Below are 23,583 nucleotides of genomic sequence, written 5' to 3' on the forward strand. Positions count from 1 at the left end.
CCGACACACAGCCCTAAAGTCGCTGCCGCGGCATCCCATGCAATCGCAGGCTGAAAGCCACTCCGCTGCCGTCGTCGAGATTCCGCGCACTGGCGACACCGCCATGGCGCTCGGCCACCAGCCGCACCACGTACAGCCCGAGGCCGAGGTGCGGCGCATCGCCCGGCGTGGCCTTGTCGCGCAGGCTCACCAGCGAATCGAACAGGCGCCCCTGCATGGCCGCGGGCAGCGGGGGCCCCTGGTTGGCCAGCTCGATCTCGGCGCCGCCATCGATGGCGTGCAGCGACAGGCGCAGCCAGCCATCCGTCGGGGTGAACGAGAGCGCGTTGTCGAACAGCTTGTCCAGCGCCTGCGCGATGGGCTCGGGTGCGCAGTGCAGGCGCAGCGGCGTATCGGGAAGCACGCATTCCAGTCGCCGCATGCCGGCCAGCGGGCGATAGGCTGCCGCGCAACCGCGCACCACCTCGCGCAGGTCCACGTCCTCCGGTTCGGCGGCGGCGATGGCGCGCTCCATGCGGCTGGCCTCGCTCATCGCGCGCACCAGCGCGCCCAGCCGCGCCACGCCGTCGCGGGCACGCGCGAGGTAGGGTTCGGCATCCGGCGGCAATTCGGCCTGCTCCAGCAGGATGTGTTCCAGGTTGTCCAGCGAGGACTTCACGATGGCCAGCGGCGTGTTGAGTTCGTGCGACAGCTTGGAGGCCAGGGTGCGCAGGTAGTCCGTGTAACCGTCCACCGCCTCGAACAGTTTTTCGAAGCTGCGTGCCAGGTCGCCGATCTCGTCCGGCGCATCGGTCATCGGGAAACGGCCCCGTTCGAACAAGCCGTCCAGACGTCCATCCGACAGCTGCGCGCGCTCGGCCGCGTTGCGCAGACGGCCCAGGCGCAGGCTGAGGCGCGTGGCGAAAAGCAGCAGGATCGCGCCGGCCACCAGCAGCACGCCGAAGCTGGTGAGCAGCAGGCCGAACAGCGCGCGGTTGGCCAGCAGCGGCACCGCACGGCTGGATTGCTCCAGCAGCAGCACGCCCACGAGCTTGCCGTCCTGCTCGATAGGCACCGCCGCCGAGAGCACCACGCTGCCGCGCTCCTCGCCGCTGCGCCACACGCTCACCGGCCGGCCGGTGCGGGCGCGCTGCACCTCCGGCGTGTCCAGCCGCGGCACGTCCTGCGCCCACAGATTGGCATCCTCCAATCGGGTGGCCAGCAGCGAGCGGTAGACCAGCGAGGCGAACCAGCCCGGCTGGCCTTGCACGCCGGATGCCGTTTCCAGCTTGCCGCTGCGCGCCAGCAACCAGCCCTGCGGCGACAGCACGCGCGCCTGCGTGCGATCCGGTGCAAGGCTGACGAGCTCGCTGGAAAGCACGGGCGAATAATCCAGCAAGGGCCGCGTTTCCGCCGCCATGCGATCGCCGCCGTCCGCCGCCACGTAGGCGCCGATGCCCAGCGCCTGCAGCGACAGGCTGCGCGGCAGGCGCAGCTCGACGCGGAAGCCGCTGCCGTCCTCCTGCCACTGCGCGGGGAATTCCGCGGGCAACCCGGCCACGGGTGCATCCAGCGCCTTGGCCGTGATCGCGCCGGGCGCGTCGCTTTCCAGCAGGTAATGCTGCGTCCCCGCCGCGCCACCGAGCACCAGGTTGAGGTGATCGGCCGCCAGCGCATTCGCGCCATCCATCGTGTCGGCGCGGGTGCGCCGGGTATCGCGCACCTCGGCATAGAGGTACAGGCTGTTCGCATCCTCGGCCAGCATCAGCTTGCCGCGCGTGCCGAACGACTGGCTCCATGGCGTCAGCGGCGCCCAATCGTCGCCATAGCCGTCCACGGTGATCGGATCGACCGCCTGCTCCACGTACCACGCCGCATCGCCCTGCGGCAGCACGGCATGCGTCACCACCAGGCTACGCGCCACCGCACGCGCCGAGGCGACCAGCGCCTGCGCCTGACCTTCGCGCAGCAATGCCTCCATCTGGCGCACGTACAGCCATCCGGCCACCGGCAGCGCCAGCGTGCACAGCGCGACGAGCAGCAGCTTGCGGCGGAGGTTCATCGCGCGATCAATGCTTCTTCGGCTCGACGTAGCGCTCGTAACGCGCGTTGGTCGCCACCTGCATGAAGGCTTCCAGGAGGGCTTTCTGCGCGGCGTCGCCGTCGGCGAAGCTCATCGACCAGCTCAGGCGGATGCCGCTGGCCTGGCCTGGGTCGCAGAACACCACCACGTCGTCGATGCGGTCGCCTCCCTGGTACAGCACGCCGGCGCAGGGCATGTGCGGGTTGTCGATGCGGAGGTCGGTGGCCTTGCCCCTGGCGTCGCGCTGCAGGTATTGCTTGCGGTCGGCCGCCACTTCGTCGGCCAGCGTCGCCAGCTTGCGCGACCAGGTGTTCAGCACCATCACGCGCTCGGGCTTGCCCGTCCACTCGCCCTGGTAGAGCACGGCGTCGACGCCGATGGCCTTGGCGTACATGCAGCAGTCGCGGGTCCAGCCCGGCGGGCTCGCCACCGCGATCGCCCAGGCCGGCGCATCGCCATCGCGCGCGCCGTGGGCCAGCATGTCGTCGCCGGTTTGCGCTGCCGCAGCGAAGGTGCAGGAAACGAGCAGGATCAAGGCCAGCAGGCGACGCACGCTCACGGCCTCCACCGATAGCCCACGCCGTGCACGGTCTCGATGGCATCGAACTCCGGCGCCACCGCGATGAACTTCTTGCGGATGCGCTTGATGTGCGAGGTGATGGTGGCGTCGTCCACCACCAGCTCCGCTTCGCGCATCAGCTGGTCGCGGTTCTTCACGTGACCGGGGAAGCGGATCAGGGTGTGCACCATCCAGAACTCGGTGACGGTGAGCGGCACTTCCACGCCGCCCCAGGTGATGCGCATGCGCTCGGATTCCATCTTCAGCGGACCGTGCTCGATCACCGTCTCGCTGGCCATCGGCGCCTTCAGCGACTCGATGCGCCGGAACAGTGCGGCAATGCGCGCGGCAAGCTGGTGCAGGCTGGTGTCCTTGCTCAGGTAATCGTCGGCGCCGAGGCGCAGGCCGGAGATCACGTCGAAATCCGAATCGCGCGCGGTGAGGAAGATGATCGGCAGCGTGGCGGATTTCGCGCGCAGCTCGCGGCACAGGTCGAAGCCGCCTTCCGGCTCGTCGCCGAGGCCGATGTCGATGATGACCAGCTCCGGCAGCTTGATCGCGAATGCGTTCGACGCTTCCTGCCGCGAGCCGTAGCCGCGGGTGTCGTAGCCGAAGCGGTTGAGCGCCTCGACGTAGTTGGCGCGGATCAGCGGTTCGTCCTCGACGATGGCAATGCTGCGGCCCATGGGCGGCTCCCTGTTTCGATGGCGCGATGCGATGTTGCGATGCGATGGCGCGCAGCGTGCTATGCGCACGCCGACGGCGCAAGCCGCGCGTTCACGTTGCCCGCGTTTTGCCACGAATGGGCGGCAAGCCGCCTCACTCGCGCCGCCCGCGCGGCCGCGTTGCGGCGTGAGATGTACCCAACTCCCACCGGAACGCCGAAATGCCCCGTACCGAAGCCACCGATCGCGACCCCAACGCCGAATTGCGCGGCTTCGAGCCGCTGCGGGTGACGCTGGCGGTAGGCGCGCTGCTGCTGGGCCTGCTGCTGGGACTGCACTGAATCCCGTGGAAGGGCCAGAGTGCGGCCGGTGCGCACGGAAGCGTGCCGGCCGCGGGACACGAACGCCCCGCACAACGGCCCATCCCATCACCCCTTCCTCCAACCATGGTGATTCCTTCAATCCCCTCCTCGCGAGGGGATTTTTTTCGGTCGCGGTCGTGTATTCATCCATGAACGCAAAGGCCGGGAAACGGCTATCCAGAGCCACTCTCTTCAGAAGATCCGCCGAAAACCGCTTCCGGTGACTTTCCCGGGAACCAATCCCTCAGCCCCCTGTCTGATTTAGGGACTGGCGCTTCTCCATTGCCGTGGATGGCGCGGATACGGTATCGAATTCCCCTCCCCGGTGACCGTAACCGCGCCATGGCGCCGGTCGATGGTGTCTCCTCGCACGTCATGCAATGACGTTTGCCCCGGTGCGGCTCTCCTGCGCCGGGGCTTTTTGCGGTCGCCATCCCCCGGACACCGCCTGCGCGAGATCAAAAGCCGCTTCCGCGGCTTTTCTGTTGCTGGCAGCCCGGGCTCAGCCGATGGCCGCGTGCATCGCGGCGATCTCGGCGCGGTAGTCCTTGGCATGGAAGATCGCCGAGCCAGCGACGAAGGTGTCCGCACCCGCTGCCGCGATGGCGCCGATGTTTTCCGCGGTGACGCCGCCGTCCACTTCCAGCCGCACGGACAGACCGCGCTCGTCGATCATCCGGCGCACGCGGCGCAGCTTCTCCAGCGCCATCGGGATGAACTTCTGGCCGCCGAAACCGGGGTTCACCGACATGATGAGCACGAGGTCGAGCTTGTCGAGCACGTAATCCAGGCAATCCAGCGAAGTAGCCGGGTTGAACACCAGGCCGGCCTTGCAGCCCGAATCCTTGATCAGGCCGATGGTGCGGTCGACGTGTTCGCTGGCTTCGGGGTGGAAACTGATCAGCGTGGCGCCGGCCTTGGCGAAGTCGGGCACGATGCGGTCCACCGGCTTCACCATCAGGTGCACGTCGATCGGCGCCGTGATGCCGTACTTGCGCAGCGACTGCAGCACCATCGGTCCGATGGTGAGGTTGGGCACGTAATGGTTGTCCATCACGTCGAAATGCACCCAGTCCGCGCCCGCGGCCAGCGCCGCGGCGGTGTCCTCGCCCAGCCGTGCGAAGTCGGCGGCGAGAATGGAGGGGGCGATGATGGGGCTCTGCTTGCTCATGGCGTCGGCTCTGAAAATGGGAGCGCACCCTGTGCGCGATGGAAGTTTACGGCGTCACCGCTTCGTCGGCTTTTCGCGCACGGAGTGCACCCTTACTTGAAACCGCGTTCCGCCTTGATCCGCTCATAGGCCGCGTTGATCTCGCTGGCGCGGGCCTCGGCCTGTCTGCGCATGGTCTCGGGCAGGTCGCCGAGCCGATCGGGGTGGTGTTCGGAAATCAGCTTGCGATAGGCGCGCTTCACGGCGCGGTCGTCGGCGCTGCGGTCGATGCCGAGCACCGTGTAGGGATCGGGTCCCTGAGTATTGCGCTGCGGCGGCACGTAACCGCCACCGCCGTAACCCTGGCCGCCGCGGCCGCGCGCGCCGCCCGCGTTCCACGCATAGCCCTTCATGGCCATCAGCGCCATCAGCTCCATGTCGCTGACGCGCAGGGCGAAGGCGAGCTGGTGCAGTATCGCCATCTTCTCCGGCGCCGGATTGCCCTCGGCGAGCACGGTGTCGATCACCACGTCCAGCACCGGGAAGGCATGGTCGCGGCGCAGGCCGGCCCAGCGGCGCAGCTCATCGATGGTGGGCGTCACGTCGAACTCGGGCTGCTTGCCCGCGTTGAAGCTGGCAATGGCCTGCTGGCGCTGCGCTGTATCCAGCCCCATGCGCGTCATCATGCGTTCGGCGATGGCGATTTCCGCCTCGGAAACGCGGCCATCGGATTTCGCCACCGCACCGAGCAGGGCGAACAGCGGCCCGATGAAACCGCCCGCCTCCGGCGTGGCCTGCTTGCGCTGGCTATGACGCAGGTTGTCGAACACGAAGCCGATGATTGCGCCGGTGACCGCACCGGGCAGATGGCCGATCAGCAGGCCGAAGAAGCCGAACCACAGGGTGTAAGTGAAACTCATGGCTTGGCCGCCGACGCCGGGGTTTGTTCGCTGTACCAGCGCGCCACGGCATCCAGCTCGGCATCGCTGAGCGGGCCGATGGCTGCGCGCATCACCGGCACGTCGCGGCTGCCGTCGCGGTAATGCTTCAGCGCCACGCGCAGGTAATCCAGCCGCTGCCCGGCAAGGTTGGGGGCGCCCGGCATCACCGCCACGCCGTTCTCGCCATGGCAGGCCGCGCACAGACCCAGCCGTGACGGCTTGGGAGATACCGTTTGCGCGAAGCCCGGAAAGGCGACGACAAGGCAGAGTGCCGTGATCAACAGGATGCGCATCGACGGAAGCCGGGCCCAAAGCCGCGAATTCTAGCAGCGCGACCCGCCTTTCACCGCGGCGATGCCTGCGTCAGCCGCTACAATGCGCGTTCCCCATTCGTCCCACGGAACCGCCGTCGTGCCCACCACCCTGCCGCAATCGAACCTGCCCGGCCTGGAACTGATCCATCGCGGCAAGGTGCGCGACGTCTATGCGCTGGACGACCAGCGACTGCTGATGGTGGCCACCGACCGGCTCTCCGCGTTCGACGTGGTGCTGCCCAACCCGATTCCCGGCAAGGGCGAGATGCTCACGCAGATCTCCAACTTCTGGTTCGGCAAGACCGCGCACCTGGTGCCCAACCACCTGCTCGACGTGCCGCTGGCCGACGTGCTGCCGCCCGGCACCGACCTCGCACTCTACGAGAAGCGCGCCGTGGTCACGCGCCGCCTGAAGCCGGTGCCGGTGGAAGCCATCGCGCGCGGCTACATCATCGGCTCGGGTTGGAAGGACTACCAGAAGACCGGCACGGTGTGCGGCATCGCGCTGCCCGCGGGCCTCAAGCAGGCGCAGCAGCTGCCCGCGCCGATCTTCACGCCCTCGACCAAGGCCGCCGTGGGCGACCACGACGAGAACGTGAGCTTCGACGCCGTGGTGAACGCGGTGGGCCGCGAACTGGCCGAGCAGGTGCGCGACGCCACGCTGGCCATCTACCAGTGGGCCGCCGCCTATGCCGCCGAGCGCGGCATCATCATCGCCGACACCAAGTTCGAGTTCGGTACCGATGCCGACGGCAAGCTCTACGTGATGGACGAGATGCTCACGCCGGACTCCTCGCGCTTCTGGCCCGCCGACAGCTACCAGGTGGGCATCAGCCCGCCCAGCTACGACAAGCAGTTCGTGCGCGACTGGCTGGAAACCCAGCCGTGGAACAAGACCGCGCCCGGCCCGGTGATCCCCGACGAGGTAATCGCGCACACCGCCGCCAAGTACGCCGAAGCGCTGGAGCGGTTGGCGGGCATCCGGCTGGACTGATTCTCCGCTTGCGATGGCTGTCGCTTGCATGTTGCTATTGCACCCCTGACCCATCGGGGAGCACACCATGACCACGCAGGCCGCCAACCAGCGCAGCATGCAGGACTGGCTGGACAGCTACAGCAACGACCACCGCAACCCGGTGAACCAGGTTTTCCACTGGTGCTGCGTACCGCCCATCGTTTGGTCGGTGATCGCACTACTGTGGGCGATCCCCGTACCGCGGACATGGTTGCGCCCCGGCGCCTGGGCGGTGGCGGTGATGGTGCTGGCGTTCTACTGGTACTGGAAGCGTTCGCGCACGCTGGCGCTGGCGCTGCTGGTCGCATTCGCCGCGCTCGGCCTGCTCACCAACTTCCTGTATGCGCAACTGGGCGCGACCGACCTCTGCTGGCTCGCCGTCGGCGTGTTCGTGGTGGCGTGGATCGGCCAGTTCATCGGCCACAAATTCGAAGGCCGCAAGCCCAGCTTCCTCACCGACCTCGCCTACCTGCTGATCGGCCCGGCCTGGCTGATGTCCAAGCTGCTGCGCCGGCTCGGCTTCAAGCACGTCGCATGAATGCCCTGCTCACCGTCCTCAGCAGCCTGGTGTGGTGGGTGCTCTACGGCAGCATCGCCGCGCTGTTCTGCGCACTGATCGCCTGGGTCGTGCTGCGCTGGACCGAACGCTGCAACGTGGTGTTCAACCGCGTCTACCTCGCCTGCCTGCTGTGGACGCTGCTCGGCATGCTGCTGGTCGTGGGCGTGGCCGCATACGAAGGCCACCTGCATCCTCCGTTCCGCGCCCTGCTCGCTTCCGGCCTGCTGCGCTGGGCGCTGGTGGCGGACATGCTGGTGGGCGTGGTGTTGGTGTGGCGGTTGACGCCGCGGACGGATGCGCATCGCGTGCGACCGGGGAGCGCATGCCTGGCGGTGGGCGTGGTGATGGCGGTGGGGTTTGGGGTGGCGACCAGTTTGGTCTGAGGGATACGGACTCGTGTTGTGCGCACCCCGGACGGGCTTGCCGCAGCGATCCAATTTGTTCCTGCAGATCGATGCCTCGTATCTCCCAGCCAAACAAAAAACCCCGCCATCGGCGGGGTTTTTTGTTTGGCTGGGAGACTAGGATTCGAACCTAGATAAACAGAGTCAGAGTCTGTTGTCCTACCGTTAGACGATCTCCCAAAACCCTTGCGTGTCGGCGCGCTCTGACCTGGAGCGCCGCACGTCGAAGCGCGATTAGCGCTTCGAGAACTGGGTGGCGCGGCGGGCCTTGTGCAGACCGACCTTCTTGCGCTCGACCTCGCGAGCGTCGCGGGTCACGAAGCCGGCCTTGCGGAGCGGCGACTTCAGGGTTTCGTCGTACTCGATCAGCGCGCGGGCGATGCCGAGGCGGATCGCGCCGGCCTGGCCGGTGATGCCGCCGCCTTCAACGGTGACCTTGATGTCGAACTTGTCGGTGTTCTGGGTCAGTTCGAGCGGCTGGCGCACGATCATGCGCGAGGTCTCGCGACCGAAGAACTGGTCGAGGGTCTTGCCGTTGACTTCGATCGCGCCGGTGCCCTTGCGCAGGAACACGCGGGCGGCGGAGGTCTTGCGGCGGCCGGTGCCGTAATTCTGCTGAATCGCCATGATGGTTCCTTAAACTTCCAGCGCCTGCGGCTGCTGCGCGGTGTGCGGGTGCTCGGCGCCGCCGTACACCTTGAGCTTGCGATACATCTCGCGGCCCAGTGCGTTCTTCGGCAGCATGCCCTTGACGGCGATCTCGATCACGCGCTCCGGGTGGGTGGCCAGCATGTCCTTCAGACTGGTGGTCTTGAGGTTGCCGACGTAGCCGGTGAAGCGGTGATACATCTTGTCGTCCAGCTTGGCGCCGGTGACCGCCACCTTCTGTGCGTTGACCACGACGATGTAGTCGCCGGTGTCCACGTGCGGGGTGAACTCAGGCTTGTGCTTGCCGCGCAGGCGACGCGCGATTTCGGTCGACAGGCGACCGAGCGTCTTGTTGGTGGCGTCCACCACGAACCAGTCGCGCTTGACGCTTTCTGCCTTGGCGCTGAAAGTTTTCATTTCGAGATACCCGTATGCCGCCAGCGAGGGCGGTTGCACATTAATCGGTGAAGCAAAGAGGCGGAATGATAGCGAAGCTGTCACCGCCTGCGCAAGTCCACCGAGTGGGTGGGCTGTGGGCCGGCGATGATAGCATGCCCGACATGGCACTTGAACAGCCCCCTACACGCATCTCGGAACTGGCTGATCAATGCGTGCAATGCGGCCTGTGCCTGCCCGCCTGCCCTACTTACGCGCTGGACCGCAGCGAGTCGGAATCGCCGCGCGGACGCATCGCCATCGCCGCCGCGCTGGCCCGCGGCGCGGCGGAGCCCACGGCGGAACTGCGCGCCCATCTGGACCATTGCCTGGGCTGCCTGAGCTGCCAGCGGGCCTGCCCCGCCGAAGTGCGCTACGACGAACTGCTGATCGGAACGCGCGCCCTGCTTGGCCCCGCACCGCAGCGCCCCCGGCTCCTGCTGGGCCTGCTGGGCCTGCTGCAGCGCCCACGCCTGCTGCGCGCACTGCGCCGGATCGGCGCGGCGCTCGGTGCAACGCGCTGGAGTCGTGCACTGGCCCGCCACCTGCCGCCCTATTCGCCGTGGCGCACCGCGCTTGGATTGTTGCCCGCCACGTCACCGTTGCCGTTGCCGCGAGGCGATGCGGCCGGCGCCGAACTCGCCCTGTTCCCCGGCTGCGTGGCCAGCGTCGAGGATGCCGAGGCGCAACAGGCGGCGCTGACTCTGCTGCGCGCCGCCGGCTACCGCATCCACGTGCTGCCCGCGTTCTGTTGTGGCGCGATGGATCTGCACGGCGGCGAAACCGCGGGGGCGGAGCAAGCCGCCCGGCGCGTGCGGCAAGCATGGGAGGCGAGCGGCGCCACGCGCCTGTTGAGCGTGACGTCCGGCTGTCTCGGTACGCTGCGCCAGGCACTGCCCAATGTCCCCGTGCTCGATCCGCTGACCCTGTTGGCCGAACGCGCCGAACGCCTGCGCTTCCGTCCACTGCCGCTGCGCGTGGCGGTGCACCTGCCCTGCACCCAGGCCAACGTGGCGCGCAGCGAGACCGCGATGCTGAAGCTGCTGCACCGCGTGCCGCAGCTCGAAGTCGCGTCGCTGCCGCGGCCGCCAAGCTGCTGCGGCGCGGCCGGCAGCCATCTGCTGGAATTTCCCGAACGCGCGGCGCAGTTGCGCGAAGCCGCGCTGCAGCCGCTCGCCGCGCTGGCGCCGGCGCGGCTGCTGTCGTCCAATATCGGCTGCCGCCTGCATCTCGCCGCCGGCGACGACGCAAAGCACTGGACCACGCAGCACCCGCTGAGCCTGTTGGCGCAGCAACTGGAGGATCGCCCATGAACGCACGCACGCTCGGCCCGCTGGACCGCCTGCTCGCCGGCATCGAACGCGCGCTGGAGACCGTGTCCGGCGCACCGGAGGCGAACCGTCCCTCGCCCGCCCGCGGCACCGCCGATGCGGAGCTGGACGACGCCGAACGTCGCCATGCCGCCGGCCTGATGCGCATCAACCACACTGGCGAGGTCTGCGCGCAGGCGCTGTACGACGGCCAGGCCGCCCTGGCCCGCAACGAGGCGAACCGCGAACACCTGCTGCACGCCGCCGCCGAGGAAACCGACCACCTCGCGTGGTGCGCCGAACGCCTGAAGGAACTGGACAGCCGCCCCAGCCTGCTCAACCCGCTGTGGTACGCCGGCAGCTACGCCATCGGCGCGCTGGCCGCGCTGGTTGGCGACGCGGTGAGCCTGGGTTTCGTGGTGGAAACCGAGCGCCAGGTGGAAGCACACCTGGCCGAGCACCTGGATCGCCTCCCAGCGCAGGACGAACGCTCACGCGCCGTGCTGGCGCAGATGCAGGCCGACGAAGTGCGCCACGGGCAGGATGCGCAGGCGCGCGGCGGCATCGACCTGCCGTTCCCGATCCCGCAGCTGATGCAGGCCAGCTCGATGGTGATGAAGACGGTGGCGTACCGGGTCTGAGCCCGCTGCCTCAACCGGTGAGCAGCGGACCGATCTTCCGTTCCAGCAATGCCACCAGTTCGGGCTGCATGCAGTCGTAGCGATCCGGGATATCCGCGCACACCACGCGCTTGCCCCTGAGCCGGGCACCGAACTTCTGCACCAGCCGCGCCTTGTGCTGGCGCTCCATGACCACGACGAGATCGGCCCAGTCCACCTGCGCCGCGTCGAGCACCGTCTGCGCATCCGGCGCCAAGCCCGCGGAATCCGTTTCCACGCCACGCACGCCGGCGAATACCGCCTCCGCCGTGGGACTGCGCAGGCGGTTGCGGCTGCAGACGAAGAGCACGTGTAGCGTCATGGGCAAAGAAAAAACCCGCCTTGCGGCGGGTCTTTCGTCACATCAGGTTGCGGCCGTGGAACAGCTCCTCGATCTCCCGGCGCAGCAGCGACTCGATGCGCTGGCGCTCCTTGAACGAGAGGTCGTCCGCGTGGGCGTCGAACAGGTAGGTATCGAGGTCGAAGTCCTTCACGTGCATCTTCGTGTGGAACATGTTTTCCTGGTACACGTTGACGTCGAACATCTCGTACTTCTGGCGGATGTGGCGCGCCAGGTAGTCCTGCACCGAGTTGATCTTGTGGTCGATGAAGTGCTTCTTGCCCTTCACGTCGCGGGTGAAGCCGCGCACGCGGTAGTCGCACACCACGATGTCCGACTCGAAGCTGTCGATCAGGTAGTTCAGCGCCTTCAGCGGCGAGATCACGCCGCAGGTGGCCACGTCGATGTCCGCACGGAAGGTGGCGATGCCGTTGTGCGGGTGCGTTTCGGGATAGGTGTGGACGGTGATGTGGCTCTTGTCCATGTGCGCCACCACCGCACCGGCGATCGAATCGCGACCGAGCTTCTCGACGATGGGCTCCTCGGAGATCAGGATGGTGACCGAGGCACCCTGCGGGTCGTAGTCCTGGCGGGCCACGTTGAGGATGTTCGCGCCGATGATCTCGGCCACGTCGGTGAGGATCTGGGTGAGGCGATCGGCGTCATACTGCTCGTCGATGTATTCGATATAGCGCTGGCGCTGCTCTTCCGACACCGCATAGCAGATGTCATAAATATTGAAGCTCAGGGCCTTGGTGAGGTTGTTGAAACCCTGCAGGCGCAGGCGGGGCAAAGGCTTGACCACGACGACTCTCCATGACCGAATCTAACGATCAGCAGATGAGGCGGGTTAGCACCAAGGGTCCCCGCGGGAATTCGGACGATGGGGACCCTTGTCTCCCACGATCCGGCGAACACCCACGGCTACCCGCCATGAGCGAAAGACTGCGAAGTATGCGGCAAAATCTTGAAAAACAGAACCTCCGTCAATCCATCCGGCTTTGACATAATGGGATGATGGGGTGCGGGCACCATCCAAGGGGTACAAAACAACGTGGCGCTACTCAAATATCAGCTTCAGCAGGCCTTCGAACGTTCGCAGGCACCGCTCGCGTTTGCACCGGACCCGGCTTCGATGGAGCGCTTCCTGGCGTTGTGCCATCGCCGCCGCTATCCCGGCAAGACCGCGATCATCCGTCCCGGTGACCCGGCCAACACGCTGTATTACGTCATCGACGGCTCGCTGGCCGTGTGCACCGAGGACGAACAGGGCCGCGAGCTGATCCTGGCCTACATCAGCCGGGGCCAGTTCATCGGCGAGATGGGCCTGTTCGTGGAACAGGCGCAGCGCGAATCGGTGGTGCGCACGCGCAGCGTGTGCGAGATGGCCGAAGTCAGCTATGAGCGCCTGTTCACGCTGCTGAAGGGTCCGCTGGCGGAGGAATGCCCCAAGATCCTGTTCGCCATCGGCTCCCAGCTCACCCATCGCCTGCTGCGCACCTCGCGCCAGGTGAGCCGCATGGCCTTCATGGACGTCACCAACCGCATCTCGCGCACCCTGCTCGACCTGTGCGAGGAGCCGGACGCGATGAGCCATCCCGACGGCACCCAGATCCGCATTTCGCGGCAGGAAGTGAGCCGCATCGTGGGCTGCTCGCGCGAGATGGTCGGCCGCGTGCTCAAGCAGCTCGAAGAGCAGGGCATGATCGACGTCTCGGGCAAGACCATCGTGGTGCGCGGCACGCGCTGAATCCGCACCGGCGGCATGCGGCCTGCCTGTATCATGGCCGGCCCATGCTCGCCGACACCACCAAGGACGCCATCCGCGCCGCCTATGCGCGCCTGAAAGACGGCCTGCCGGGCTTCCGCCCGCGCGCCTCGCAGGGAAAGATGATCGCCGAAGTGGCCAAGGCGCTGGCCAGCGAAGGCGGCGTCGCCGCCATCGAGGCGCCCACTGGCACCGGCAAGTCCATGGCCTACCTGATCGCCGGCCATGAAGTGGCCCGTGCGCAGAAGAAGAAGCTGCTGATCGCCACCGCCACGGTGGCTCTGCAGGAACAGCTGGTCGAACGCGACATTCCGCTCTATCTGCAGCTCTCCGGCCACACGGCCAAGGTGGCGCTGGCCAAGGGTCGCGGCCGCTACCTGTGCCCGCGCAACCTGGCCATGGCACGCAACAGCCTCGCCGGCCCGGCGCAATCGGGCTTCGGTTTCGATGCCGACCTCGCGCTGTGGAGCAAGCCGCCCGCCGAACGCGACAAGCAGGCCTTGTCCAAGCTCGCGCAGGCCTTCGACGAGGGCCAATGGAACGGCGACATGGATGCCGCACCCGAGCCCGTGAGCGACCTGCTGCGCCCCATGCTCACCACCAGCGCCGGCGGCTGCACCAACCGCAAGTGCGGCCACTTCATGATCTGCCCGTTCTTCGCGGCGCGCCGCGCGGTGGACGACGCCGACGTCATCGTGGCCAACCAGGACCTGGTGCTGGCCGACCTCACCATGCCGGGCGACGACGACAACTGGGGCGGCGTGATCCTGCCGCGCCCGGACGAAACGCTGTACGTGTTCGACGAAGCCCACCACATCCCCGGCAAGGCCATCGACCGCGGCGCCTCCGACGTGCACATGGCCGCCACCGTGCGCCAGCTGAGCCGACTCGGGCGGCAGGTGCACGCGGCCTATTCGCTCACCGACAAGGAAAGCCTCGGCAAGCTCACCCTGGATGCCGGCGACGCGAAACTGCAGGAGCTGAGCGACGCGCTCGAGTCGCTGGAAAAAGAAATCCGCCTCGGCTGGCTGCCCGATCACGCCGAGACCGAGCCGATGTACCGCGGCTCGCTGGGCCGCCTGCCCGAGGCATGGGTCGAACACGCACGCATGCTCAGCCTGCAGGCCAGCGAAGTGCAGCGCTGGCTGGCCGCCGTGCGCCGTGCGGTGGTGGAGATGACCGACGGCGGCCCCACGCAGGAGGCGCTGTCGCGCGAGCTCGGCATCGCGCTGGAACGCATAGGCAAGCAGGCCGGGTGCTGGCAGGCATGGGCCATGGAAGATCCCGACCAGATGCCGCCGCTGGCGCGCTGGGTCACCCTCACCGGCGATCAGCAGCTGGTCTGCCACGCATCGGCGGTGTCCGCTGCGGGCCTGCTCCGCAGCGTGCTGTGGGGCAATGCCAGCGGTGTGGTGCTCACTTCGGCCACGTTGAGTGCGGGCGGCAACTTCCGCGGCTATGCCGATGCGGTGGGCCTGCCCGACGACGCGGCCACGCTCAGCCTGCCTTCGCCCTTCGATCTCGCCGCGCAGGCGCAGCTCGAAGTGCCGGCCATGGACGCGCTGCCCGACGCGCGCGAGGAGCATGCGCAGGCGATCAGCGACTGGCTGGCCGAACACCTCGACTGGAACGCCGGCAACCTCGTGCTGTTCACTTCGCGCGCCAAGCTCGACCGCGTGCTGCAGCGCCTGCCGATCGACAAGGTGCGCAAGGTGCGTGCGCAGGGTTCGCTGGGCAAGACGCAGCTGATCGCCGAACACATCGGCGACGTAGAGGCCGGCAAGGGCAGCACCCTGTTCGGCCTCGCCAGCTTCGGCGAAGGCCTCGACCTGCCCGGCAAGCTGTGCGAAACCGTGGTCATCACCCAACTGCCGTTCGCCGTACCCACCGACCCGGTGGGCGCCACCTACGCCGAGTGGCTGGAATCGCGCGGCCGCAACCCCTTCATCGAGGTGAGCATCCCCGAAGCCACGCGCCTGCTCACCCAGTACTGCGGCCGCCTGATCCGCAACGAGAGCGACAGCGGCCGCATCGTGCTGCTGGACCGGCGGGTGGTGACCAAGCGCTATGGGGCGGGGATGTTGCGGGCGTTGCCGCCGTTCAGGCGGGTGATCGAGAGATAGCCACGGACTGCGGCCACAGCTTGCCGAAGATCAGGTTCCCGCCCTGCCTCCCGGCGAGGCGGCGGAACCGGCCAGGATGCCGCCGTCGATGTGCAGTTCGCTGCCGGTCATGTAGGTCGCCTCGTCCGAAGCGAGCAGGACGGCGATGGCCGCCACTTCCTCCGGCCTCCCAAAGCGCCGCAATGGCGTGTCTTTGACGAAGACCGCCATGTTGGCTTCGCGCTCCAGGCCACTGCCAAGCATCGGCTCCCACATCGGCGTGAGCACCGCGGCCGGGTGGATGGCGTTGCAGCGCACGCGCAGCCCTTGTTCGGCGCAGTAAAGCGCCACGCTCTTGGTGTGGTTGCGCACCGCCGCCTTGCTAGATGCGTACGCGGCGGCGGCCGGGATGCCGACCACGCCGGAGCGCGACGAGATGTTGATGATCGAACCCGAGCCAGTCGCGCGCATGGCGCGGATCGCCTCGCGACAGCCAAGGAACACGCCATCCAGGTTGGTCGCGTGCACGCGCCGCCATTCGGCGAGGCTGGCATGTTCCGGGTCGTGCGGCACGAAACCGGTCTCGAATCCGGTGATGCCGGCATTGTTCACCAGCACGTCGAGTCGGCCCGAGCGCGCCAGCACCCGGTCGACCGCTTGCCGCCAATGCGTCTCCTCGCGCACGTCCAGCGGCAGGAACGCCGCCGCCCCGCCAAGCCGCGACGCCTCGGCGCCGCCGCGCACGACATCGATGTCGGTCACGTAGACCGACGCACCTTCATTGACGAAAGCCGCTGCGATGGCGGCACCGATTCCCCTTGCCGCGCCAGTCACCAGCGCGATCTTGCCCTTCAGACGACCCATGGTTGCGTCCCCAGCAAAAAGTCATGGAAAGCGAGGCGCATGAGCGCCTGCCATTCGCTTATTGCCTGGACGTGTTCATGGCACGCTGCTCCGCAGCTTCGATGGAGATTCCGATAGTCCCAAAGATGACTCGAATGATGCAATCCCACAGGGTCAGTGCCATCGGGCCTGTTCAGGCCAGAGAGGCTGATACATCGATTGGTGCCCTTTTGTGTCTATCCATTTCGCCGGAGTCTGCCATCGCCGCACCTTCGCTACCGCCAGACATCCCGACATGGGCAAGATCATGCCGGTCGAAAGCCGCTACTACACTGAACTAAAATCTGGGCAGAAGAATTAAGGGGCCAAAGATTTCTGCCACCCGAAGCACCCATTAACAACCATATCCAGCACGTGTGTAACCAACTGCGGATCGAACCACTCGACATGAAAAGGAGGTCTAGACAATGAGTCTGAGTCCACTTGTCCCTTTTTTCACGGGACTGACGCTCACTGGCGTCATGTTGATCGGCGCAAGAGAGCATCATCTCAAGGTTGGAAACGCCGAGATTTACAAGTTCCCGGCTGCCCTCGGTTACATGATGTTCGGCATAGCCGTGCTTTTCCTGGGCGCCCCATTCTTGCCTGGTGCAAAAGGGGACATGGATTTCCTCACTTTCGCAAGCTTCTTTTGGATCATTGCGGCGCTAGTCGTCGCATTCGGATTCTATCTGCTGAAATACAGGGTCGTGATCAACGATGGACACCTGTCTGCCGGAGCCTACTTCAAGCGCCAAATTGATCTGCGTGACATCGTTGCCGCAAACCTCAAGAGAGGCAGCAGGAGTGCAGAGTTGACTCTATCCATCCGCGCCGGGCGAAAAATTTTGCTTTCCGGCATGCTGGCCGACTTCGATTCTTTGGCACAGACGATGATCTCCTGCGCTGCAAAGAATCAACAAAGCTGAAGCAGGAATTCCATACGGAATCGCACTCTGGATAAAGCGCACCGCAGTGTTTGCCCTTGGCGAATAACGGACATAGACGGCTCGGGTGTTTCCGGGCCATGAGCCAAACCAAGCTACAATTGCCGGTTTGCGCTCCAGCTGAATTGCCGCCATGTCCACCCACCTCTCCGAAACCCGCCGCCGCCGCACCTTCGCCATCGTCAGCCATCCCGACGCGGGCAAGACCACGCTGACGGAAAAGCTGCTGCTGTTCGGCGGCGCGATCCAGATGGCCGGCTCGGTGAAGGGCCGCAAGGCCGCGCGCCATGCCACCTCGGACTGGATGGCGCTGGAAAAGGAGCGCGGCATCTCGGTGACCTCGTCGGTGATGCAGTTCCCGTACGAGGGCAAGATCGTCAACCTGCTCGACACGCCCGGCCACGCGGACTTCTCCGAGGACACCTACCGCGTGCTCACCGCGGTGGACTCGGCGCTGATGGTGATCGACTGCGCCAAGGGCGTGGAGGAACGCACGATCAAGCTGATGGAAGTGTGCCGTTTGCGCGACACGCCCATCATGACCTTCATCAACAAGCTCGACCGTGAAGGCAAATCGCCGATCGAACTGCTGGACGAAGTGGAATCCGTACTCGGCATCGCCTGCGCGCCGCTGACCTGGCCCATCGGCATGGGCAAGCGGCTGAAGGGCGTGTACCACCTGCTGCTCGACGAGGTGCACCTGTTCGAGCAGGGCAAGAACTTCACGCGGCAGGACTCCACCATCTTCAAGGGCCTGGACGCCCCGGGTCTTGAAGAAGCCCTCGGCAGCGAGGCGCTGGCCGAGCTGCGCGAGGAGCTGGAGCTGGTGCAGGGCGCCGCGCCCTCGTTCGATCTCGATGACTACCTCGCCGGCAAGCTCACGCCGGTGTTCTTCGGCTCGGCGGTGAACAACTTCGGCGTGCAGCTGCTGCTGGACTTCTTCGTCGAACACGCGCCCGCGCCGCGCGCCCGCACCACTACCACGCGCGAAGTGCAGCCGGAAGAGGAGAAGCTCACCGGCTTCGTGTTCAAGATCCAGGCGAACATGGATCCCGCGCACCGCGACCGCGTGGCCTTCATGCGCGTCTGCTCGGGCACCTACAGCGCCGGCATGAAGATGATCCAGACGCGCACCGGCAAGGACGTGCGCATCGCCAATGCGCTCACCTTCATGGCCAGCGACCGCGAGATCGTGGAAACCGCCTACCCGGGCGACGTGATCGGCCTGCACAATCACGGCACCATCTCCATCGGCGACACCTTTACCGAGGGCGAGCCGGTGTCGTTCACCGGCATTCCCAACTTCGCGCCGGAACTGTTCCGCCGCGCGCGCCTGCGCGATCCGCTGAAGATGAAGGCGCTGCAGAAGGGCCTGGCGCAGCTGTCCGAGGAGGGCGCCACGCAGTTCTTCCGCCCGCTGATGTCGAACGACCTGATCCTCGGCGCAGTGGGCGTGCTGCAGTTCGACGTGGTGGCCTACCGCCTCAAGGACGAATACGGCGTGGACGCCGCGTTCGAGCCGGTGACCGTGTCCACCGCGCGCTGGGTGCACTGCGACGACGCGAAGAAGCTGGAGGAGTTCCGCGAGAAGAACGCGATGAACCTGGCCATCGACGCCGCCGGCGAACTGGTCTACCTCGCGCCTTCGCGTGTGAACCTTCAGCTGGCGCAGGAGCGCTCGCCCGCGGTGCGCTTCTCGGCCACGCGCGAGCATGCCGCCGCCATCGAAGCGTGACCTCCGACAGGGCATGACTGAGGTCACTGGTCGCCCGCCTGCGGCGATCGCCAGACTCGCACGCATCCAAAACCACAGGGGGTTTCCATGATCGTCTCCGGCCAGCAGGTCGCCTTCACCACGCCCGCGGACGCGCCGGGTTGGCAACGCTGGGTGGTGTTTTCGCCGTTCGCGCGGCTGCTGGCCTACGTGATCGTGTTCATCCCCGGTGTGAAGCTGGCGGAATTCGCCATGCACGCACTGGGATGGACCAGCAAAGGCACGCCGCTGCAGGCAGGACTGGGCCAGATGGTCGGCCGCATCGCGCCGGCCCTCGTCGCCTACCTGGTGGTGGCCTGCCTGATCGAACGCCGTAGGCCGAGCGAACTGCTGTCGCGTAACGCGCCGTCGCGCGCCCTCGCCGGTCTGGCGGCGGGCACCGCCTTGTTCAGTGCCGTGGTCGGCGTGCTGTGGCTGCTGGGCGCCTACCACGTCGCCGGCATCAATCCGCAGGTCAATTGGGTGACGCCGTTGCTGATGGTGGGCGTCGGAGCGGGCGTGGGCGAGGAAATCATGTTCCGCGGCGTGCTGTTCCGTTTCGTGGAGGAAGGGCTGGGCACGTGGGCGGCGCTGATCGTGTCGGCACTCTTCTTCGGCGTGGCGCACATCTTCAACCCGGGTGCCACGCTCTGGAGTTCGCTGGCGATCACGGTCGAGGCCGGCCTGCTGTTCGGCCTGCTGTACAACGTGACCCGTTCGCTGCCGCTCTGCATGGGTCTGCACGCGGCCTGGAACTTCTGCCAGGGCACGGTCTACGGCATCCCGGTCTCCGGCCTGAAGGCCGACGGCTGGCTGGTCTCCACGCGCAGCGGCCCCGCCTGGCTGAGCGGAGGCGCATTCGGCGCCGAGGCCTCCGTGGTGGCGCTGACGCTGTGCACCCTGTGCTCGATCGCCCTGCTGGCGGTGGCGCTGCGGCGGCATACGCTGGTGCCGCCCAGCTGGAAGCGCTGACCAAACGGGCACCCGCTATGGCCGGGTGCCCGCAACGGTTACCCTGTGCACAGCCGCAGCCCTGCACTCGGCAGGGGCATGCGGCGTCCAGTTCTTCGAAACGTTCGGCGAGACGACCATGCCCGCGACGACCCGCACGAATCATCGAAAGTATTCCTGGCTGGCGAACCAGCCGATCCAGCGCAAGATCCAGCTGGCCATCGTGCTCCTGCTGGGCGTATCGCTCGCCACCAACCTGCTCACGCTGGATTCGCTGCGCCAGCAGGATGTGGCGCGGCGCTGGTATGTGCATACCTATTCGGTGCTGCAGGAGATCGACGGAATCCGGCAGGCGACCAAGACCGCCCAAGTGGGCATCCGCGGCTACCTGCTGGATCAGCGCGTCGAGGGACGCGATACCTACCTCGCCAGCATGCAGAAGTTCGACGCGCTCGCCAACCAGCTGCGCACACTGACTTCCGACAATCCGTTGCAGCAGATACGCATCGACCGACTCGGAAACCTGGCGACGCAATGGCGCCAGGAAGTGGACGCCGGCGTGCTCACCCCAATGGCGAAACTGGGCGCGCTCGATCCGGCGCAACAGGCGACGGAGCGGCACAGCCTCCAGACCGACTACATAGAGCGCCGCAGTACGGGGGCCACCAACGTCCTCACCCTGCTCGACCTGATGGGCACCACCGAGCAGGATCTGCTGTCCAGCCGCACCGCACGCCTGGACAGCCTGATGACGCGCACCCGCGTGCTCGACGGGGTGTTCACCCTGCTCATGCTCCTGCTGGGCCTGTCGGTGATTTCGCTGTGTTTCCGCCTGATCACTCGCCCCCTGCGCCGCATCACGGATCAGATGAACCGGCTCGCGGAACACGATCACAACGTCGAGATACGCCAGGTGGAGCGGCGCGACGAGATCGGTGAAATCGCCCGGGCGCTGCAGGTGTTCAAGGAGATGTCGATCGCGACGCAAGACAACGCACAGCTGAAGAGCCAGGTTGCGGCCATCGCGCGGCAATTGCAGGAGGCCGCCAGCCACCGTGCGTTCGCCGAACGGCTGACCGGCGAGCTGATGCCCCTGCTGAAGGCCGGCGTCGGCCTGTTCTACCTGCACGACGAGGCCAGCGGACGACTCGACCTGATCGGCAGCTACGGCTTGCAGCTGGGTACCGATCCCGCGGTCCGCTACCTGCCCGGCGAAGGGCTGGCAGGCCAGTGCGCGCAGAGCCACCAGCCGATCGAGTTGGATCGGCTTCCGGACGACTACCTGCGAGTTGCTTCCGGCAGCGGCAGCGCATTGCCTCGCCACCTGCTGATCCTCCCCGTGCTCTTACGCGACCGCCTGATCGGCGTGCTGGAGTTCGCCGGCTTCGAAGCTCCCACCGCACTGCATCGGCAATTGCTGGAGCAGTTGCTGCCGATGGTCGCCCTGTCGCTGGACAACCTCAGCCGAGCCGTCCGCACGCAGGATCTGCTGGAACAGACCCAGGAGCAGGCCGACCAACTGCGCGTCAGCAGCATAACCATGCGCCAGCAGCAGGAAGCGCTGCGCAATTCGAACGACACCCTGCACACAAAGACTCTGGAGCTGGAGGAACAGTCGCAACGCCTGCTGGTCTCCGAAGAGGAACTGCGGGTGCAGGCGGAGGAACTGCAGGCCTCGAACGAGGAGCTGCGACTGCAGAGCGACACTCTGCACGAACAGAAGCAGACGCTCGAAGCGCTGCAATCCGAGACCGCCGAAAAGGCGCGCGAGCTGGCGCGCGCCAGCCAGTACAAGAGCGAGTTTCTCGCCAACATGTCGCACGAGCTGCGCACGCCGCTGAACAGCCTGCTGATCCTTTCGCGCAGCCTGGCGGAAAACTCGGGTGGCCGGCTGGATGCCGAAGAAGTCGAATCGGCGCAGATCATCCACGACGCGGGCAGCAGCCTGCTGCGTCTGATCAACGACATCCTCGACCTTTCCAAGATCGAGGCCGGCAAGATGGAGCTGGCGCTGGACGACTATGCGCTGGAGGACTTTGCGCGCAACCTGCGCCGCAACTTCGACCACGTCGCCCTCAACAAGGGCCTGAACTTCAGCGTGCAGGTGGGCGATGGCCTGCCCTCGCGCATCCATACCGATCTCGGCAAGCTCGAACAGATCGTCAACAACCTGCTGGCCAATGCATTCAAGTTCACCGCCTCCGGCTCGGTGCAGGTGCGCATCGAACGCCCGGCCGCGGATCTGCCGCTGCCCGCGGCGCTGGCTGGCGTGCCCCTGCTGGCGATCAGCGTGATCGACACCGGCATCGGCATTCCCGCCGACAAGCTGGAAAAAGTCTTCGCCGCGTTCGAGCAGGTCGATTCCAGCACCAGCCGCCACTACGGCGGCACCGGCCTGGGCCTGAGCATCTCGCGGCGCATGGCCGAGCTGCTGGGCGGCGACATCGCGTTGCGCAGCGAAAGCGGCCGCGGTAGCGAGTTCACGCTGCTGCTGCCCGAACAAAGCGAAGCCGCCACGCCGATGCCATCCGTGATGCCGGTGCGGTCAGCGCCGGTTCCGGTGCTGCTGCCGGGCAGCCTGCCCGACGATCGCGAACGCCTCGCTTCGAACGAAGCGCCCATCCTGATCATCGAGGACGATCCGGCCTTCGCACGCATCCTCGCCGACATGGTGCGCCAGAAGGGCTACCCCATGTTGCTGGCCAACGAGGGCGAGAGCGGACTGGAGCTGGCGCGCCGCTATCGCCCGCTGGGCATCCTGCTCGACGTGATGTTGCCGGGCATCGATGGCTGGACGGTGATCGAACGGCTGCAGGCCGATCCTGCCACCCGCTCGATCCCGGTGCATTTCCTCTCCGCTGTCGACGGCGCGGAGCACAGCCGCGAGCTGGGCGCGGTGGGCTTTCTTACCAAGCCGGTCAGCCGCGAGCAGATCAACGCGGCAGTCGATCGCCTGCTGCATGTGGCCCAGGACCGCATCCACCGCCTGCTGGTGGTGGACGACGATGCCGCCGAGCGCACGGCCCTGCGCAATCTGCTGCGGCAGGATCGTGTCGAGATCGACGAGGCGGGTTCCGCCGAGCAGGCCCTGGAACGGATCGCCGCCAACGCCTACGACTGCATCGTGCTGGACCTCGGCCTGCCCGGCCTCTCCGGCATGGAGCTGCTGGAACGTCTCGCTGCCGGCGGCAGCGTGCCGCCGGTGGTGATCTACTCCGGCCGCGACCTCAGCCGCGAGGAGAACCTGCGCATCCGCCAGTACACCGACAGCATCGTCATCAAGGGTGCGCGCTCGCCGGATCGGCTGCTGGACGAAGTCAGCCTGTTCCTGCACCGCATCCGCCAGCAACCTTCCGCGAGTGCGGCCGACGTCGCCGACGGGTTGCAGGGCCATCACCTGCTGCTGGTGGACGACGACATGCGCAATCTGTTCGCGCTGTCGAAGGTGCTGCGCGGTTGGGGCCTCAAGGTCAGCATGGCGCAGGATGGTCCCAAGGCGCTGCGCATGCTGGACGAGGACGACGCACCGGAGCTTGTGCTGATGGACATCATGATGCCTGGCATGGACGGCTACGAGGCGATCCGGCAGATCCGCGCCCAGCCTCGGCTTGCGCAGCTGCCCATCATCGCCCTCACCGCCAAGGCGATGCGCGGCGATCGCGAGCAATGCCTCGCCGCCGGCGCAAACGACTATCTCTCCAAACCGGTGGATCTCGACAAGCTCAACTCGATGATTCGTGTCTGGCTGCGCCGCTGA

Annotated in this window: 22 protein-coding genes and 1 tRNA gene; 11 read left to right on the top strand and 12 right to left on the bottom strand. The window is 66.7% G+C overall.

Annotated features, from left to right (window positions below):
- Window positions 1-13: 13 nt before the first annotated feature.
- The 6 genes from IHE46_RS01410 to IHE46_RS01435 all read right to left on the bottom strand — a co-directional run bounded on the left by IHE46_RS01410 (window position 14) and on the right by IHE46_RS01435 (window position 6,032).
- On the bottom strand, window positions 14-2,041 hold the full coding sequence (locus IHE46_RS01410; protein WP_192162806.1) for an ATP-binding protein: 2,028 nt from the start codon (window positions 2,039-2,041) through the stop codon (window positions 14-16).
- Between the two features lie 7 nt (window positions 2,042-2,048).
- Window positions 2,049-2,621 (bottom strand): hypothetical protein, encoded by a 573-nt coding sequence (locus tag IHE46_RS01415; protein WP_192162809.1) that lies wholly within the window; start codon window positions 2,619-2,621, stop codon window positions 2,049-2,051.
- The gene (gene pdsR, locus IHE46_RS01420; protein ID WP_192162811.1) at window positions 2,618-3,307 is read right to left on the bottom strand and encodes a proteobacterial dedicated sortase system response regulator; all 690 of its coding nucleotides are present in this window, start codon (window positions 3,305-3,307) and stop codon (window positions 2,618-2,620) included. Before pdsR ends, IHE46_RS01415 begins: the two co-directional genes overlap by 4 nt.
- Before the next feature lie 843 nt (window positions 3,308-4,150).
- Window positions 4,151-4,819 (bottom strand): ribulose-phosphate 3-epimerase, encoded by a 669-nt coding sequence (rpe, locus tag IHE46_RS01425; RefSeq protein WP_192162812.1) that lies wholly within the window; start codon window positions 4,817-4,819, stop codon window positions 4,151-4,153.
- 92 nt (window positions 4,820-4,911) lie between these two features.
- Window positions 4,912-5,718, bottom strand: a complete 807-nt coding sequence (gene djlA / locus IHE46_RS01430; RefSeq protein ID WP_192162821.1) for a co-chaperone DjlA — start codon at window positions 5,716-5,718, stop codon at window positions 4,912-4,914.
- On the bottom strand, window positions 5,715-6,032 hold the full coding sequence (locus IHE46_RS01435; RefSeq protein ID WP_192162823.1) for a c-type cytochrome: 318 nt from the start codon (window positions 6,030-6,032) through the stop codon (window positions 5,715-5,717). The genes djlA and IHE46_RS01435 overlap by 4 nt, the downstream gene beginning before the upstream one ends.
- Window positions 6,033-6,150: 118 nt before the next feature.
- Here IHE46_RS01435 and IHE46_RS01440 point away from each other — a divergent pair, with 118 nt between their 5' ends.
- The 3 genes from IHE46_RS01440 (at window position 6,151) to IHE46_RS01450 (ending at window position 8,010) form a co-directional block, all read left to right on the top strand.
- Window positions 6,151-7,047 (top strand): phosphoribosylaminoimidazolesuccinocarboxamide synthase, encoded by an 897-nt coding sequence (locus tag IHE46_RS01440; RefSeq protein ID WP_192162824.1) that lies wholly within the window; start codon window positions 6,151-6,153, stop codon window positions 7,045-7,047.
- Window positions 7,048-7,114: 67 nt separating this feature from the next.
- Window positions 7,115-7,606 (top strand): Mpo1-like protein, encoded by a 492-nt coding sequence (locus IHE46_RS01445; RefSeq protein WP_225562712.1) that lies wholly within the window; start codon window positions 7,115-7,117, stop codon window positions 7,604-7,606.
- Window positions 7,603-8,010: a hypothetical protein gene (locus IHE46_RS01450; RefSeq protein WP_192162825.1), complete on the top strand. Its 408-nt coding sequence runs from the start codon at window positions 7,603-7,605 to the stop codon at window positions 8,008-8,010. The genes IHE46_RS01445 and IHE46_RS01450 overlap by 4 nt, the downstream gene beginning before the upstream one ends.
- A 127-nt stretch (window positions 8,011-8,137) precedes the next feature.
- Here the strand turns inward: IHE46_RS01450 and IHE46_RS01455 are convergent.
- The 3 genes from IHE46_RS01455 to rplM all read right to left on the bottom strand — a co-directional run bounded on the left by IHE46_RS01455 (window position 8,138) and on the right by rplM (window position 9,096).
- Window positions 8,138-8,211: transfer RNA gene (locus IHE46_RS01455), tRNA-Gln, on the bottom strand.
- Window positions 8,212-8,265: 54 nt separating this feature from the next.
- Window positions 8,266-8,658 (bottom strand): 30S ribosomal protein S9, encoded by a 393-nt coding sequence (rpsI, locus tag IHE46_RS01460; RefSeq protein WP_192162826.1) that lies wholly within the window; start codon window positions 8,656-8,658, stop codon window positions 8,266-8,268.
- Between the two features lie 9 nt (window positions 8,659-8,667).
- Window positions 8,668-9,096 carry a 50S ribosomal protein L13 gene (gene rplM, locus IHE46_RS01465; protein ID WP_192107329.1) on the bottom strand — a complete coding sequence of 143 codons (429 nt, stop codon included), beginning with the start codon at window positions 9,094-9,096 and terminating at the stop codon, window positions 8,668-8,670.
- 143 nt (window positions 9,097-9,239) lie between these two features.
- On the opposite strand from rplM, the gene IHE46_RS01470 reads away from it, so the two are divergent.
- Both IHE46_RS01470 and coq7 read left to right on the top strand, forming a co-directional pair.
- The gene (locus IHE46_RS01470) at window positions 9,240-10,427 is read left to right on the top strand and encodes a (Fe-S)-binding protein (RefSeq protein WP_225562713.1); all 1,188 of its coding nucleotides are present in this window, start codon (window positions 9,240-9,242) and stop codon (window positions 10,425-10,427) included.
- On the top strand, window positions 10,424-11,065 hold the full coding sequence (coq7, locus tag IHE46_RS01475) for a 2-polyprenyl-3-methyl-6-methoxy-1,4-benzoquinone monooxygenase (RefSeq protein WP_192162828.1): 642 nt from the start codon (window positions 10,424-10,426) through the stop codon (window positions 11,063-11,065). Before IHE46_RS01470 ends, coq7 begins: the two co-directional genes overlap by 4 nt.
- A gap of 10 nt (window positions 11,066-11,075) precedes the next feature.
- Here the strand turns inward: coq7 and IHE46_RS01480 are convergent, their stop codons facing one another.
- Both IHE46_RS01480 and speD read right to left on the bottom strand, forming a co-directional pair.
- Window positions 11,076-11,405: a low molecular weight protein tyrosine phosphatase family protein gene (locus tag IHE46_RS01480; RefSeq protein ID WP_192162829.1), complete on the bottom strand. Its 330-nt coding sequence runs from the start codon at window positions 11,403-11,405 to the stop codon at window positions 11,076-11,078.
- Window positions 11,406-11,442: 37 nt separating this feature from the next.
- Entirely contained in the window at window positions 11,443-12,228 is a 786-nt protein-coding gene (speD, locus tag IHE46_RS01485) for an adenosylmethionine decarboxylase (RefSeq protein ID WP_192162830.1), read from the bottom strand.
- A 249-nt stretch (window positions 12,229-12,477) separates the two neighbouring features.
- Between speD and crp the strand changes: the two genes are divergently transcribed.
- Both crp and dinG read left to right on the top strand, forming a co-directional pair.
- A complete protein-coding gene (gene crp, locus IHE46_RS01490) occupies window positions 12,478-13,173 on the top strand; it encodes a cAMP-activated global transcriptional regulator CRP (RefSeq protein ID WP_192162831.1) in 696 nt (231 codons plus the stop codon).
- A 44-nt stretch (window positions 13,174-13,217) separates the two neighbouring features.
- Window positions 13,218-15,314, top strand: a complete 2,097-nt coding sequence (dinG, locus tag IHE46_RS01495) for an ATP-dependent DNA helicase DinG (protein WP_192162832.1) — start codon at window positions 13,218-13,220, stop codon at window positions 15,312-15,314.
- Window positions 15,315-15,344: 30 nt separating this feature from the next.
- On the opposite strand, the gene IHE46_RS01500 is transcribed toward dinG, so the two are convergent.
- On the bottom strand, window positions 15,345-16,157 hold the full coding sequence (locus IHE46_RS01500; RefSeq protein WP_192162833.1) for a glucose 1-dehydrogenase: 813 nt from the start codon (window positions 16,155-16,157) through the stop codon (window positions 15,345-15,347).
- 446 nt (window positions 16,158-16,603) lie between these two features.
- Between IHE46_RS01500 and IHE46_RS01505 the strand changes: the two genes are divergently transcribed.
- The 4 genes from IHE46_RS01505 (at window position 16,604) to IHE46_RS01520 (ending at window position 23,583) form a co-directional block, all read left to right on the top strand.
- A complete protein-coding gene (locus IHE46_RS01505; RefSeq protein WP_192162834.1) occupies window positions 16,604-17,104 on the top strand; it encodes a hypothetical protein in 501 nt (166 codons plus the stop codon).
- A gap of 151 nt (window positions 17,105-17,255) precedes the next feature.
- Window positions 17,256-18,857, top strand: coding sequence for a peptide chain release factor 3 (locus tag IHE46_RS01510; RefSeq protein WP_192162835.1), 1,602 nt, complete (start codon window positions 17,256-17,258; stop codon window positions 18,855-18,857).
- An 87-nt stretch (window positions 18,858-18,944) separates the two neighbouring features.
- Window positions 18,945-19,847, top strand: coding sequence for a type II CAAX endopeptidase family protein (locus IHE46_RS01515; protein ID WP_192162836.1), 903 nt, complete (start codon window positions 18,945-18,947; stop codon window positions 19,845-19,847).
- A gap of 118 nt (window positions 19,848-19,965) precedes the next feature.
- Window positions 19,966-23,583, top strand: coding sequence for a response regulator (locus tag IHE46_RS01520; RefSeq protein WP_192162837.1), 3,618 nt, complete (start codon window positions 19,966-19,968; stop codon window positions 23,581-23,583).

Origin of the sequence: Rhodanobacter sp. DHG33 (assembly GCF_014843005.1) — a bacterium.
GTDB lineage: Bacteria > Pseudomonadota > Gammaproteobacteria > Xanthomonadales > Rhodanobacteraceae > Rhodanobacter_A.